Origin of the sequence: Stenotrophomonas maltophilia, assembly GCF_006974125.1 — a bacterium.
Taxonomy (GTDB): Bacteria; Pseudomonadota; Gammaproteobacteria; order Xanthomonadales; family Xanthomonadaceae; genus Stenotrophomonas; species Stenotrophomonas maltophilia_O.
Window position 1 is genome coordinate 2,767,077 of sequence record NZ_CP037858.1, and the last position, 14,998, is coordinate 2,782,074.

8 protein-coding genes are annotated in these 14,998 nt (G+C 67.8%); 6 read left to right on the forward strand and 2 right to left on the reverse strand.

Annotated features, from left to right (window positions below; translation table 11 throughout):
• The first annotated feature begins 8 nt into the window (after window positions 1–8).
• The 4 genes from bcsA to bcsZ are packed head-to-tail and all read left to right on the forward strand — an operon-like array spanning window position 9 to window position 9,643.
• The gene (gene bcsA / locus EZ304_RS12505; RefSeq protein ID WP_260678104.1) at window positions 9–2,585 is read left to right on the forward strand and encodes a UDP-forming cellulose synthase catalytic subunit; all 2,577 of its coding nucleotides are present in this window, start codon (window positions 9–11) and stop codon (window positions 2,583–2,585) included.
• Window positions 2,582–4,945: a cellulose biosynthesis cyclic di-GMP-binding regulatory protein BcsB gene (bcsB, locus tag EZ304_RS12510; RefSeq protein ID WP_260678105.1), complete on the forward strand. Its 2,364-nt coding sequence runs from the start codon at window positions 2,582–2,584 to the stop codon at window positions 4,943–4,945. The genes bcsA and bcsB overlap by 4 nt, the downstream gene beginning before the upstream one ends.
• Complete coding sequence (gene bcsC / locus EZ304_RS12515) at window positions 4,945–8,526, forward strand: cellulose synthase complex outer membrane protein BcsC (protein ID WP_142807231.1); 3,582 nt, start codon at window positions 4,945–4,947, stop codon at window positions 8,524–8,526. The genes bcsB and bcsC overlap by 1 nt, the downstream gene beginning before the upstream one ends.
• A complete protein-coding gene (gene bcsZ, locus EZ304_RS12520) occupies window positions 8,510–9,643 on the forward strand; it encodes a cellulose synthase complex periplasmic endoglucanase BcsZ (RefSeq protein WP_142807232.1) in 1,134 nt (377 codons plus the stop codon). Before bcsC ends, bcsZ begins: the two co-directional genes overlap by 17 nt.
• Before the next feature lie 86 nt (window positions 9,644–9,729).
• Here bcsZ and EZ304_RS12525 read toward each other — a convergent pair whose 3' ends face one another.
• Both EZ304_RS12525 and ettA read right to left on the reverse strand, forming a co-directional pair.
• Window positions 9,730–11,046 (reverse strand): NCS2 family permease, encoded by a 1,317-nt coding sequence (locus EZ304_RS12525; RefSeq protein ID WP_099553550.1) that lies wholly within the window; start codon window positions 11,044–11,046, stop codon window positions 9,730–9,732.
• A gap of 152 nt (window positions 11,047–11,198) precedes the next feature.
• Entirely contained in the window at window positions 11,199–12,863 is a 1,665-nt protein-coding gene (gene ettA / locus EZ304_RS12530; protein ID WP_005412220.1) for an energy-dependent translational throttle protein EttA, read from the reverse strand.
• A gap of 253 nt (window positions 12,864–13,116) precedes the next feature.
• Here ettA and EZ304_RS12535 point away from each other — a divergent pair, with 253 nt between their 5' ends.
• Complete coding sequence (locus EZ304_RS12535; protein ID WP_142807233.1) at window positions 13,117–13,602, forward strand: RcnB family protein; 486 nt, start codon at window positions 13,117–13,119, stop codon at window positions 13,600–13,602.
• 141 nt (window positions 13,603–13,743) lie between these two features.
• The gene (gene glyA / locus EZ304_RS12540) at window positions 13,744–14,997 is read left to right on the forward strand and encodes a serine hydroxymethyltransferase (protein WP_010481990.1); all 1,254 of its coding nucleotides are present in this window, start codon (window positions 13,744–13,746) and stop codon (window positions 14,995–14,997) included.
• Window position 14,998: the final 1 nt, after the last annotated feature.

Consider the following 14,998-nt stretch of genomic DNA (forward strand, 5'->3'; position numbering starts at 1 on the left):
GCGAACGCGTGCATGCGTCCTGGCCGACCCGGTCGCTGCTGTGGTTGCTGCAATGCGTGGGCTGGGCATTCCTGCGCCTGGAAGGGCCAGCGTGGCAGGCACAGGCCCCGCGCCTGCGCAACGCCTTCCCGCAGATCCAGGGCGACCGTCGCTGGCGCCCTGGCGATCCACTGCGGTTGCTGATCCAGGTCATGTGGCTGTCGGTGGTGCGGTTGGTACCGCAGCCTTCGCTGAGGCGGCAACGGTTGGCCCAGGCCCGTCGCGAACGCATTGCCGAACTGCGTGGCGCGGCCGGTCGCGGCCGCCTGCGCTATCTGCGCGCGATGCGCGATGCGCCCAGTGAATTCTGGAACAGCCGTGTGGCGGCCTGGTTCGGCCGCAAGGTGGGCAGCCTGTCGCCACGTTCGCGGCATGTGCTGACCCTGCTGGTCGGGTTGGCCACGCTGGGGCTGGCGGCGCTGTGCATCACCCAGCCGTTCACCTATCTCGCGCAGTTCGTGTTCGTCTTGCTGCTGTGGGTCATCGCCCTGCTGGTACGGCGCATGCAGGGGCGCTATGCGACGCTGGTGCTGGTGGTGCTGTCGATCACCGTGTCCTGTCGCTACCTGTGGTGGCGCTATACCGCCACGCTGAACTGGAACAGCACCTTCGACCTGGTCTGTGGCGTGGTGCTGCTGGCGGCGGAAACCTATTCGTGGCTGGTGCTGATGCTGGGCTACGTGCAGGTGGCCTGGCCGCTGCGTCGCCGCCCGGCGCCGCTGCCGGCCGATATCCACCAGTGGCCGACGGTGGATGTGCTGATTCCCACCTACAACGAAGACCTGGCGCTGGTGCGGCACACCGTGTACGCAGCGATGGGCCTGGACTGGCCGGCCGACAAGCTGCGCATCCATATCCTCGATGATGGCAAGCGTGAGGACTTCCGCGAGTTCGCCGAGCGCGCCGGGGTCAACTACATCACCCGCTCGAATAACCATCACGCCAAGGCCGGCAACCTCAACCATGCGTTGACCCTGATCGATGGTGAGCTGGTGGCCATCTTCGACAGCGATCACCTGCCGGTGCGTTCGTTCCTGCAGATCACCTGCGGCTGGTTCCTGCGCGACCCGAAACTGGCACTGGTGCAGACCCCGCACCACTTCTTCTCGGCCGATCCGTTCGAACGCAACCTGCAGGTGTTCCGCAGCGACCCCAACGAAGGCGAGCTGTTCTACGGACTGGTGCAGGACGGCAACGACCTGTGGAACGCGGCGTTCTTCTGCGGCTCCTGCGCAGTACTGCGGCGTAAGGCCATCGATGCCATCGGCGGGTTTGCCACCGAAACCGTCACCGAAGATGCACACACCGCGCTGCGCCTGCATCGCAAGGGCTGGAACTCGGCCTACCTGCGCATTCCGCAGGCGGCCGGCCTGGCCACCGACAGCCTCGGCGCGCACGTCAACCAGCGCATCCGCTGGGCGCGCGGCATGGTGCAGATCTTCCGCATCGACAACCCGCTGCTGGGCAAAGGCCTGAGCCTGTTCCAGCGCTTCTGCTACGCCAACGCGATGCTGCATTTCCTGGCCGGCATTCCACGCCTGGTGTTCCTCACCGCGCCGCTGGCGTTCCTGCTGCTGCACGTCTACATCATCTATGCGCCGGCGCTGGCCATCCTGCTGTTCGTGGTGCCGCACATGGCCCACGCCAGCCTCACCAACGCACGCATCCAGGGCAAGTACCGGCGGCCGTTCTGGGGCGAGGTGTACGAGACGGTGCTGGCCTGGTACATCGCGCGTCCCACCACCGTGGCACTGTTCAGCCCGGGCCGTGGCAAATTCAACGTCACCGACAAGGGCGGCACCCAGGCCGGCGACCGATTCGACTGGCGCGTGGCGCAGCCCTACCTGGTGCTGGCGCTGCTGAACGTGCTTGGCCTGTGCTTTGCCGTGTGGCGCTTCATGCACGGGCCGCTCGATGAACGCGGCACGGTGGTCGTCAGCTCGCTGTGGGTGCTGTACAACCTGCTGATCATCGGCGGTGCGCTGGCGGTGGCCGCAGAAGTACAGCAGGTGCGGCGCACGCATCGCGTCACCACCCACCTGCCGATGGCGCTGCAGGTGCCTGATGGCCGCCGCCTGCGCGGCGTGTTGCAGGACTATTCCAACGATGGCGTAGGCGTTGAACTCGGCGAAGACGCACAGCTGGCCGAGGGCCAGCGCGTGCAGGTGCTGCTGGGGCGGGGCCGCCGCGAATTCGCGTTCCCGGCGCGGGTGCAGCGCACCGTCGGCCAGCGACTGGGCCTGCTGCTGCTGTTCGAGGACGAACGCCAGCGCGTGGAGTTCGCCCAGTGCACGTTTGCCCGCGCCGATGCCTGGCTCGACTGGCACGCCGGTTACCAACCCAAGAGCCTGCCGCGCAGCCTGTGGAGCGTGTTGGTCCTGGGCTGGCGCGGCTATCGGCGGATGGGTGATTTCGCACCGTTCGACCTTGACCGCCCGGCACACTGGAACCGTCGCCTGCTGCGATGGCTGGCCAGTTTTGCTCCGCAACGTCCGCTTCCTTCCCACCCGGCTGACCCAGCCGCTGATCCAGGGCTTCGTCCATGACCCTTCCGTCCTCTCTGCGCTGGCTGCTGCTGCCCCTGCTGGCCCTGCCCGTGGCGTCAGGCAACGGCGCGCCTGCTCCGGCACCGGTCGCCCCTCCTACAACAGCGCCTGCCGCGCCGCCGGTGCCGAGCGTGCCGGCCGCGCCAGCCACCTCTCCCGCCGCCGGTGCCGAGCCCGCGCTGGCGCAGACCTGGACGGGCAGCGCCTGGCCCTGGCAGCGGCAGAACACCTTCGCGCAGCTGGGGCGTCGCCAGGACACGCTGTTGTCGGGGGTGCGCAACGCCACCACCTTCGAGTTCCAGGTCCGCCGTGACCGCCTGGTCCGCGATGCCGAGCTGGATCTGAGCTTCACGCCGTCACCGTCGCTGTTGCCGACCCTGTCGCACCTGCGGGTCTACCTCAACGACGCGATGATGGGCGTGGTGCCGATCAGCAACGACCAGCTGGGCCGCCCGGTGCAGGCCAAGCTGCCGCTGGACGCGCGCCTGATCGCCGATTTCAACCAGGTCCGGCTGGAGTTCGTCGGCCACTACACCGACATCTGCGAAGAGCCGACGCACAGCTCGCTGTGGGTCAACCTGTCCAGCAACAGCACGCTGCGTCTGGGCGGCCAGCCGCTGGCGATGCAGGACGACCTGGCCAACTTCCCGCTGCCGTTCTTCGATCCGCGCGATACCGCACGGCTGGAACTGCCGGTGGTGTTCGCTGCCGCACCGAGCCTGGCACAGCAGCGTGCGGCGGCGGTGATGTCCTCGTACTTCGGCAGCCTGTCCGGCTGGTGGCGCCAGGCGCGCTTCCCGGTCAGCTTCGGCACGCTGCCGGACAAGGGCCACGCGGTGGTGCTGGCGGTCAACGGCAGGTTCCCGCCAGTGATCGCCAACCATGCCCCGGTCAAGGGCCCGGTGATCGAACTGATGTCGCTGCCGGAAGACCCGCAGCGCAAGCTGCTGCTGGTGCTGGGCCGCAACGATGACGACCTGCAGAAGGCAGTGGCCGCGATGGCTGCAGGCAACGTGCTGTTCCGTGGCCGCCAGGTCAGCGTCGACGAGATCAAGCCGCTGGCCCCGCGCAAGCCGTACGACGCACCGAACTGGGTGCGTACCGACCGCGCCGTCCGCTTGGCCGAACTGCTCGATTACCCGCAGCAGCTGCACGCCAATGGCGTGTCGCCGCAGCCGATCACGGTCAACCTCAACCTGCCGCCGGATCTGTTCATCTGGCGCAACCAGGGCATTCCGCTGAACCTGCGCTACCGCTACACGCCGCCGTTCGGCAGCGATGAATCGCGGCTGGGCGTGGCGATCAACGATCAGTTCATCTCCAGCTTCCCGCTGGTGCGTCGCAACGGCAAGCAGGGCCTGGAGGAAATCCGCCTGCCGGTGCTGGCCGGCGATGCCGGTGCCGACGACGGGCGTCTGCTGATTCCGGCGCTCAAACTGGGCGACCGCAACCAGCTGCGGTTCGATTTCAACTTCGCCAGCGTGATGGGCAGTGCGCAACGCGACCACTGCCAGACCGTGCTGCCGCCCAACCTGCAGGCAGCGATCGAAGAAGACTCGACCATCGACTTCTCCGGCTTCCATCACTACATGGGCCTGCCGGACCTGTCCGCATTCGCGCTCAGTGGTTTCCCCTTCACCCGCATGGCCGATCTGTCCGAGACCGTCGTGCTGGTGCCCTCCAGCGCCAGCGAAGCACAGGTCAGCCTGCTGTTGAACCTCATCGGTGGGCTGGGCGTGCAGAGTGGCTACCCAGCCTATGGCCTGCGCCTTTCCGATGACTGGAAGCAGGCCAGCGCGCTGGATGCGGACCTGCTGATGCTGGGCGCCCTGCCGGCCGAACTGCGCGGCAGCCAGCAGCTGTCGCTGCTGATCGATGACCAGCGCACGCGCCTGCTCAACGGCCAGTCGCCGTCGCCGCAGCAGGCGATGGAACAGGCCCGCCGTGGCAGCCGCGATGGCGACCCGGCGGTGACCGAAGTGGCAGTGAGCGCGCAGGCACCATTTGCCGCGATCATCGGCATGCAGTCGCCGAAGCATGCGCAGCGCAGCATCGTTTCGCTGGCCGCCAGCAATGCCGCCGACTACGGCCTGCTCGACGATGCACTCAGCGATACCGGCAAGCGCGAAGCCATCGCCGGTTCGGTGGCGATCCTGCGTACCTCGGGCATTCACAGCCAGTTCGTCGGCGATCACTACTACGTTGGCGCGCTGCCGTGGTGGCTGCTGCTGTGGTACCACCTGGCCGATCACCCGGCGCTGCTGGCGGTGCTGGCCACGGTGGTGGTGCTGATGGTCGCCTTCCTGCTGTGGCGCACGCTGCGCTGGGTCGCGGCCAAGCGCCTGGACCCGGGGCACTGATGGTACGTACGCGGCATCCGCTGATCACCGCTTCCGGCCTGGTCCTGTTGGGACTGGCCGGTGCCGGGCCCTGCGCGGCGCAGGCCTTGCCCGATACACCGGGCGGAACCGTCGCCGAGCAGCGCCAGTGGCTGCTGCAGCAGGTGCGCATTGGCGAGGCCACCGGCCGCCAGAGCCTGATCGAAGACGCGCTGGCGCGGCTGCGCATGCTGGCACCGGATGATCGCGGCACGCTGGTGGCGATCCTGGAAGTGCAGCTGTCGCAGCAGAAGCTGCAGGATGCCGAGGCGACCCTGAAGCGCCTGCGCGAGATCGGCACGGGTACCCGTGAACTGGCCGCCGGCGAGCGCCTCTGGCAGGCTTATCGCGGTGACCTGCAGCAGGATCTGCAGCAGGCGCGTCTGTTCGCTGCCGGTGGTCGCAGCGCCGAAGCGCTGGCGATCTACCGGCGCCTGTTCAACGATGATCCGCCCGGCCTGCAGCTGGGCCTGGAGTACTGGCGCCTGCGCGGCGCCCAGGCGGATGGGCGTGCACAGGCGATCCGCGCGCTGAGCGAACTGGACCGCAGTTATCCGGGCAATGTGCCATTGCTGCAGGCGCTGTCGCAGATGCTGTTCGCTGCCGGCCGCGATGCCGAGGCGCTGGCCGCGCTGCAGCGCATGGGGCGCAATCCGGAAGCCCGCGGCATGGCGGCGGATGCCGAGTGGGCCTACCTGAAGGATCAGCCGGCCGATGACCGCAGTGTGCGCAGGCTGCAGGACTTCATCACCCGCAACCCGACGTTTGCCGACATCGCGTTGGTGCGCGAGCGCTACACCGACCAGCACAAGCGGGTCAGCGACCCGGCGTGGCGCGCCGGCCTGCGCGGCCAGCAGTTGCTCGATGCCGGCCGCAATGAAGAAGCCGAGCGCGCTTTCCTGCAGGCGCTGCGCGGCTATCCGCGCGAGCCCGACCTGCTGGGTGGGCTGGGCATGGTGCTGATGCGACAGGGCCGCCGCGAGCAGGCCATCAACTATTTCCAGCGTGCGGTCCAGGCCACCCCGGCCGGTGACAGCAACGACAAATGGCGTGACCTGATTGCCAGCACCCGCTACTGGCTGCAGCTGGACCAGGCCGATGCGGCGCTGGCGGCCGGCCGGCTGGACGAGGCCGAGCGACTGTATGCGCAGGCGCGTCGCCAGCAGCCCCGCGACGTCACTGCTGCACTGGGCCTGGTCGACGTGGCCGTGGCCCGCGGCGATGACGCTGCAGCGGAACGCCAGTTGCAGGTTGCCCGGCGGGTGGCGCCCAACGACGCCAACGTGATCCGCAAGCTGGTGCAGCTCTACGGCCGCACCGACCCGCAGCGGTTGGAAGCCTTCATCAACGCGTTGCCTGCCGCCCAGCGCAGGTTGTATGCCGAAGACCTGCGCCAGCTGCAGATCAGTCGACTGCGTGAACGCCGCGAGCAGGCGTTGGCTGCCGGTGATGCAAGCACCGCGATCACGCTGGGACAGCAGCTGCGCGGCGAACTGCCGGGCGATGCATGGCTGGCCTATGCGCTCGGCAACGAGCTGCGCGCCGCCGGCCGGCAGGAGGAGGCCGACGTGGTGGTGGCCGACATGGCCACGCACAACGACAGTGCCGAGGCGCGCTACGCGCAGGCGCTCTATCTGTCGGGATCCGATCGGCTGCCGCAGGCGCTGGCGGTGCTCGATGGGCTGCCGCAGGCGCAGTGGGACGACGACATCCGCGCGCTGTCGGCGCGCCTGCAGCGGCAGCAGCTGGTCGATCATCTGTGGGATCTGCGTACGCAGGGCAGGGAGGCCGAAGCCATCGCGCTGCTGCAGCAGCAACCGTCCAGCACCGACAATGATCTGCTGATGGCCGAGTGGGCGCGCCTGCGCGGCGATCATGCGCAGGCACTGCACTACTACCAGCGCGTGCTTGTTGCACAGCCGGACAATGTGGATGCGCAGCTGGGCCAGGTACAGGCCTGGATCGGCACCGGCGATCTGGCCAGCGCACGCCGCCAGATGCACGACGCACCGCCGGCAGTGGACGATGCCGGGATCGGCCAGCAGCGCCAGCTCGCCACCATCTGGACCGACCTGCGCGAGGACACGAAGGCCCTGGCGATCCTGCGCGCGCTGCTGGCGCGCAAGGCCGGGCCCGATGCACAGTCCTGGCGTGACGCGGCACGACTGGTGCGCCGCGATGATCCACAGCAGGCGCTGGACATGTACGCGCAGGCGATGGCCGACAACGGCCTGTTGGCTTCCAGCCAGGCCACGCCGCGCGACAACCGCGCGCTGACCCTGGCCAGCCGCGAGACCGCAGGCGACGACTGGTTGCGGCGCAGCCTGCGCAGCGACGTGGAAACCCTGTACCAGCAGGAGAACCCCACCCTGACGGTGATGCAGGATACGGGCCGCCGCAGCGACGGCACACCCGGCATCTCGCGGCTGTCGCGCGATACCCGCATCGCGCATCTCGACGCACCGTTTGCCGGTGGCCTGGGCTGGGCGCGCATCGAACAGGTGAGCTTCGACGCCGGCCGCTTCCAGTCCGACGGGAACGGCGCCTACGACGAGGATTTCGGCAGCTGCGACCTGGATCTGCTGCAGGCCGACAACAGCCGCCTGCGCGCACCAGGGTGCACCGGTTTCGTCCATCAGCGGCGCACCTCCGGCGCTGGCTTCGCCGTCGGCTGGCGCACCCTGGACGACCGCTGGAACCTGGATATCGGCCACACCCCATCCAACTACGTGGTCGGCAACTGGCTCGGCGGTGTCACCCTCAATGGCGACCTCGGGCGCTTCGGCTGGGGCGCCACGGTGTCGCGGCGGCCGATGACCAATTCGCTGCTGTCGCAGGCCGGCGCGGTTGATCCGCGCAGTGGCATCAGCTGGGGTGGCGTCACCGCCAACGGCGTGACCTTCAGCCTCGGCTACGACCAGGGCGGCCGTGATGGGGTGTGGTCGAACTGGAGCTGGCATCGGCTGACCGGCCACAACGTGGCCGACAACACCCGCGCACGCGCGATGGTGGGCTGGTATCACAAGCTGATCCAGCGCCCCGACATGCGGCTGGACGTGGGCACTACCGCGATGTACTGGCGCTACCAGAAGGACCTGGGCGGCTACTCGCTGGGCCAGGGCGGTTACTACAGTCCTCAGCGCTATGCGTCGCTGAGCCTGCCGGTCAGCTTCGCCTGGCGCAACGACGTGTGGTCGGTGCGCGTGGATGGCTCGGTCAGCGTGTCCAGCGCGCGCACGTCCTCGATCAGCCGCTTCCCCGACCAGGCCTTGATCGATCGCGTGATCGAGCAGCTGGAGCCGCAGTATGGCCCGCTGCGGCTGGACGAGGCCGGCCTGTATACCGGCGACAGCCGGAGCACCGGCACCGGCTACCGCCTGTACGGCGCGGTCGAGCGCCGCCTGGGCGACCACTTCGTGCTTGGCGCCGCCGGCACCCTGCAGCGCAGCCGCGATTTCTCACCGAACTCGTTCCAGCTCTACCTGCGCTACACCTTCAAGCCCTGGCAGGGAAACCTGCCGTTGCCCGTATCGCCACTGGTGCCATATGGCGAGTTCCGCTGACCTGCAGCGACGGCGCCTGCTGCAGGCGGCCGCCACGCTGCCGCTGCTTGGCTGGCGCCACGCGCAGGCCGCGCCCGCAGCGCGCTGGCCGGCCTGGCAGGTACTGGTCGACAGCAGCCTGAGCCGCGACGGACGCATGATCGATCGCAGCCAGGACGATCAGCGCAGCACTTCCGAAGGCCAGTCCTATGCGTTGTTCTTCGCCCTGGCCGACAACGACCAGGCGCTGTTCGACCGCATCCTGGGCTGGACCCAGGACAACCTCGCCGGTGGCGACATGCGCCAGCATCTGCCCGCCTGGTTGTGGGGGCGGGATGACAAGGGAAGCTGGCGGGTACTGGACGGCAACCCGGCCTCGGACTCCGATCTCTGGCTGGCCTACGCGCTGCTGGAAGGCGCGCGGCTGTGGCGGCGTCCCGCGTTGAAGGCCATCGCCGAGGGCATGCTCGCGCAGGTGCGGGCACGCGAGATCGTGGACCTGCCCGGGCTCGGCCCGATGTTGCTGCCGGGCCCACAGGGATTCACCGAAGGGGACGCCACGCGGGTCAACCCCAGCTATCTGCCACTGCCGCTGCTGCGCCGCTTTGCAGTGGAGGATCGTAGCGGGCCGTGGCAGGCGCTGGCGCGCAACAGCGTGCAGCTGTTGCAGCAGACCAGCCCACACGGGTTCGCACCGGACTGGGCGGCGTGGAAAGGCGATCGCTTCGTCGTCGATCCGGTGCGTGGCGCGGTCGGCAGCTACGATGCCATCCGCTGCTACACCTGGGCAGGCATGACCGCACCGCGCGATCCGTTGTTCCGTGCGCAGCTGGCGGCCCTGTCCGGGCCGCTGCAGCGCCTGCGCAGTGGTGCACCGATGTGGGAGAAGATCGACACCCGCAGTGGCCAGGGGCAGGGTGAAGGCAACTACGGATTCCGCGCTGCACTGCTGCCGTATCTGATCGCGCAGGGCGAAGCGGAGCGTGCCGATGCATTGTTGGCCAGTCTGCCCAGTACGGAGCAGCAGCGTGCTGACGCACCGGCCTATTACTCGCAGATGCTGGCGCTGTTCGGTCGTGGCTGGGCCGAAGGACGATGGCGTTTCGCCGCCGACGGCCGCCTGCAGCCCAAGCGCTGAGCGTGCTATCCGCCGGGCATGGCCCGGCACTACCGATGGGATCGGATCCCATTGCGCAGCAATGGGCTCTGACCCTCAGCCAGGCATCACTCCAACGCGTAGCGCAGGGTAAACAGCACCGCCACCAGCCACACCGCCGGATGCACTTCGCGCCAGCGCCCGGTACCGGCCTTCAGCGCGGCATAGGCGATGAAGCCGAACGCCAGGCCGTTGGCAATCGAGTAGGTGAATGGCATCGCCAGCGCACACAGCGCCGCCGGCACCGATTCGGTCAGGTCGCTCCAGTCCACTTCCACCAGTTCGCGCAGCATCAGGCCGGCCACGAACAGCAGCGCCGGCGCGGTGGCATAGCTGGGCACCATCGCTGCCAGCGGCGAGAACAGCAGCGCGGCCAGGAACAGCGCCGACACCACCAGCGCGGTCAGGCCGGTGCGGCCGCCCACCTGCACGCCCGAAGCGCTTTCGGCAAAGGCGGTGGTACTGCTGGTGCCCAGCATCGAGCCTGCAACAATCGCGGTGCTATCGGCCAGCAACGCACGGCCGAAGCGCTTCTGCGCGCCCGGCAGCTTCAGCAGGCCGGCGCGGCCGACCACGCCATACAGGGTGCCGGTGGCATCGAACACTTCCACCAGCACGAACACCAGCACCACCTGCAGCAGCACCGCCAGCGGCGCGCCGCCGTCATGGTGCAGCAGGCCCGGCAGGTCCAGCTGCAGGAAGGTGGGTGCAAGGCTCGGCGGCAGCGAGACCAGGCCCTGGTACTGCACGTCGCCCAGCGCCCAGCCCGCGCCGGTCACAGCTAGGATGCCGATCAGGATCGCACCACGGATGCGCCGTGCTTCCAGCACCGCGATCAGCAGGAAACCGGCCAGGGCCAGCAGCGGCGGTGCCGTGTTCAACGGGCCCAGTGCCACCAGCGTGTCTTCATTGCCGATGATCACGCCGGACTTCTGCAGCGCGATGATCGCCAGGAACAGGCCGATACCGGCCACGATGGCCGAGCGCAGCGATGAGGGAATGCCCGACACCAGCCATGCGCGCACACCGGTCAGCGACAGCACCAGGAACACCAGGCCGGAAATGAACACCGCACCCAGCGCCTGCTGCCACGGCAGGCCGGCCGCGCCCACCACCGTAAAGGCGAAGAACGCGTTGAGACCCATGCCCGGCGCCATGCCGACCGGGAAATTGGCCGCCAGTGCCATCACCGCCGAACCCAGCGCAGCGGCCAGGCAGGTGGCAACGAACACCGCACCGGCATCCATGCCCGTGGTCCCCAGGATTTCCGGGTTGACGAAGACGATGTAGGACATCGTCAGGAAGGTGGTGACACCGGCCAGCAGCTCGGTGCGCACGGTGGTGCCGTGCTGCTGCAGCTGGAACAGGCGCTCGAACAGGGACATGGGGAAATCTCAACCCGTTGGTCGTGGGTACCGACCGTTGATGGTGGGTACCGACCGTTGGTCGGTACGCCTTCCGTCACCACCAACGGTGGTGACCTACCAGAATGCAGAACGGCCGCGCAGAGCGCGGCCGTTCTTTCTTTCTTTCTTTCTTATTTCAGCGCCTTGAAGCGCAGGCGCTTCGGCGCAGCGTCGTCGCCCATGCGGCGGCGCTTGTCCTCTTCGTATTCGCGGTAGTTGCCCTGGAAGAACTCCACGTGCGAATCACCTTCGAAGGCCAGGATGTGGGTCGCGATGCGATCCAGGAACCAGCGGTCATGCGAAATGACGAAGGTGTTGCCCGGGAACTCCAGCAGCGCATCTTCCAGCGCACGCAGGGTTTCGATGTCCAGGTCGTTGGACGGTTCGTCGAGCAGCAGCACGTTGCCACCCTGCAGCAGGGTCTTGGCCATGTGCAGGCGGCCGCGCTCACCACCGGACAGCGAACCGACCATCTTCTGCTGGTCCTGGCCCTTGAAGTTGAAGCGGCCGATGTAGGCGCGCGACTGGATCTCGATGCCGTTGATGTTGAGGATGTCCAGGCCGCCAGCGATTTCCTGGAAGACGTTGTGGTTGCCTTCCAGCGCGTCACGGCTCTGGTCCACGTAGGACAGCTTCACGGTCGGGCCGACCACGATCTCGCCGGTATCCGGCTTTTCCTGGCCGGTGATCATCTTGAACAGGGTCGACTTGCCGGCACCGTTCGGGCCGATGATGCCGACGATGGCGCCGGCCGGCACCAGGAAGCTCAGGTTGTCGAACAGCAGGCGGTCGCCGAACTTCTTGGAGACATTCTTGAACTCCATCACCGCATTGCCCAGGCGCTCGCCCGGCGGGATGAAGATTTCGTTGGTCTCGTTGCGCTTCTGGTAATCGACCGACTGCAGCTCTTCCAGGCGGGCCAGACGGGCCTTGCCCTTGGTGCGGCCGCCCTTGGCGTTCTGGCGCGACCACTCCAGTTCCTTCTGGATCGCCTTCTGGCGAGCCTTTTCCTGGTTGTCTTCCTGCTTCAGGCGCTCGTCCTTCTGGGTCAGCCAGTCGGTGTAGTTGCCCTTCCACGGAATGCCGCGGCCGCGGTCCAGTTCCAGGATCCACTCGGCGGCGTTGTCCAGGAAGTAGCGATCGTGGGTAACGGCCACCACGGTGCCGGTGTAGCGCGCCAGGAACTGTTCCAGCCATTCCACCGACTCGGCGTCGAGGTGGTTGGTCGGTTCGTCGAGCAGCAGCATGTCCGGCTTCTGCAGCAGCAGGCGGCACAGGGCCACGCGGCGCTTCTCACCGCCGGACAGCTTGCCGACCACGGCATCCCACGGCGGCAGGCGCAGCGCATCGGCGGCCACGTCCAGCTGGTTTTCCAGCGTGTGTGCATCGCCGGCGGCGAGGATCGCCTCCAGGCGCTCCTGTTCCTTGGCCAGCGCGTCGAAGTCGGCGCCTTCCTCGGCGTAGGCCAGGTACACCGCGTCCAGCGCGGCCTGTGCCTGCAGCACTTCGCCCACGCCTTCCTCGACCGCTTCACGCACGGTCTTGGTCGGGTCCAGCTCCGGTTCCTGCGCCAGGTAGCCGACCTTGATGCCCGGCTGCGGGCGGGCTTCGCCCTCGAAATCGGTGTCCACGCCGGCCATGATCTTCAGCACGGTGGACTTGCCGGCGCCGTTCAGGCCCAGCAGGCCGATCTTCGCGCCCGGGAAGAAGGACAGCGAGATGTCCTTGATGATCTGCCGCTTGGGCGGGACCACCTTGGACACGCGGTTCATGGTGTAGATGTATTGCGAGGACATGCGGTCTCCGTAGGCGCGGCCCTGCGCCCGACCCGTCACGGGAACATCCCGTTACGGCAGCGGGCACAGACTGGAATGGAATACCGCCAATTATAGCCGGAACCGGTTCCGGGCCGCGCCCGGGAGGGGCCCCCGGGCTGGCCGTGGCCTGAATACTTCGTCACAGTCCTTCAGCGGGAAGCGTTTCCAGCCGGAAACGGTTCAGATCGGGTGCGCAATATGGGTTCACCACCCACCCGAGCAGAGGTCTGACATGCGCATCAATCGAGTAATGGCCGGCGCCGTGGCCTCTGTGCTGGCGCTGGGCGCCGTGGCCCCGGCATTTGCCGACAACGACCATCGCCGCGACCACGACCGCCGTGAGTGGCGGGAGGATCGCCGTGAGTGGCGCCAGGACCGCCGTGACTGGGAGCGCGACCGCCGCGAGGCCCGGCGCGACTGGGAACGCGACCGCCGCGACTGGCACCGCGACCATGACCGCTACTACCGCCCGGCACCGCCGCGTGTGGTCTATCGCCCGGCACCGCCGCCGCCGCGCTATGGCGGCTACGGTTGGCGGGTCGGTTCGCCCTACCGCGATTACTACCGTGGCCCGGTCTACGTGGTGAATGACTACCCGCGCTACCACCTGCGCCGTCCGCCGTACGGGCACCACTGGATCCGCGATGACCGCGGCAACATGCTGCTGGTGGCCATCGCTACCGGCGTGATCGCCCAGTACGTGCTCAGCGGGCGCTGACCCCGCAACGCCAATCGAAACCATACGGGGCCGGATTCCTTCGGGGATGCCGGCCCCGTCTGTTTCGGCCCCAGCGGGCCGGTGCGGGGCTACAATCGGGGGCTGAGTCGTACCCCTTTTCCCTGCCTGCTGGAGTACCCGATGTTCCCGCGTGACGTCCGCATCGAATCCTACGATCCCGAACTGGCCAAGGCCATCGCCGCTGAGACCCAGCGCCAGGAAGACCACGTCGAGCTGATCGCCAGCGAGAACTACACCAGCCCGGCGGTGATGGAAGCCCAGGGCAGCCAGCTGACCAACAAGTACGCCGAAGGCTACCCGGGCAAGCGCTATTACGGCGGCTGCGAATACGTGGACATCGCCGAGCAGCTGGCGATCGACCGCCTGAAGCAGCTGTTCGGTGCGGACTATGCCAACGTGCAGCCGCACAGCGGCTCGCAGGCCAACCAGGCCGTGTACTTCGCCCTGCTGCAGCCGGGTGACACCATCCTCGGCATGAGCCTGGCCCACGGCGGCCACCTCACCCACGGCGCCAAGGTGAACGCCTCGGGCAAGCTGTTCAACGCCGTGCAGTACGGCGTGAACGACCAGGGCCTGATCGATTACGACGAAGTCGAGCGCCTGGCCCTGGAGCACAAGCCGAAGATGGTCGTGGCCGGCTTCTCGGCCTACTCCCAGGTGATCGACTGGGCGCGCTTCCGCGCCATCGCCGACAAGGTCGGTGCCTACCTGTTCGTCGACATGGCCCACGTTGCTGGCCTGGTCGCCGCTGGCGTCTACCCGAGCCCGCTGGAGCACGCGCATGTGGTCACCTCGACCACCCACAAGACCCTGCGCGGCCCGCGTGGCGGCATCATCGTCGCCAAGGGCGCCGACGAAGACCTGGTCAAGAAGCTGCAGTCGATCGTGTTCCCGGGCATCCAGGGCGGTCCGCTGATGCACGTCATCGCCGGCAAGGCCGTGGCCTTCAAGGAAGCACTGGAACCGGGCTTCAAGGCCTACCAGCAGCAGGTGGTGAAGAACGCCCAGGCGATGGCCAACACGCTGATCGCGCGCGGCTACAAGATCGTCTCCGGCGGCACCCAGAATCACCTGATGCTGGTCGACATGATCGGCAAGGACGTGTCCGGCAAGGACGCGGAAGCCGCACTGGGCAAGGCCCACATCACCGTCAACAAGAACTCGGTGCCGAACGACCCGCGTTCGCCGTTCGTGACCTCGGGCCTGCGCCTGGGTACCCCGGCGGTGACCACCCGTGGTTACGTCGAACAGGACTGCGTGGACCTGGCCAACTGGATCGCCGACGTGCTTGATGCACCGAACGACGACGCTGTCATCGCCCGCGTGCGCGACGCCGTCAGCGCGCAGTGCCGCAAGTACCCGGTCTACGGCTGAT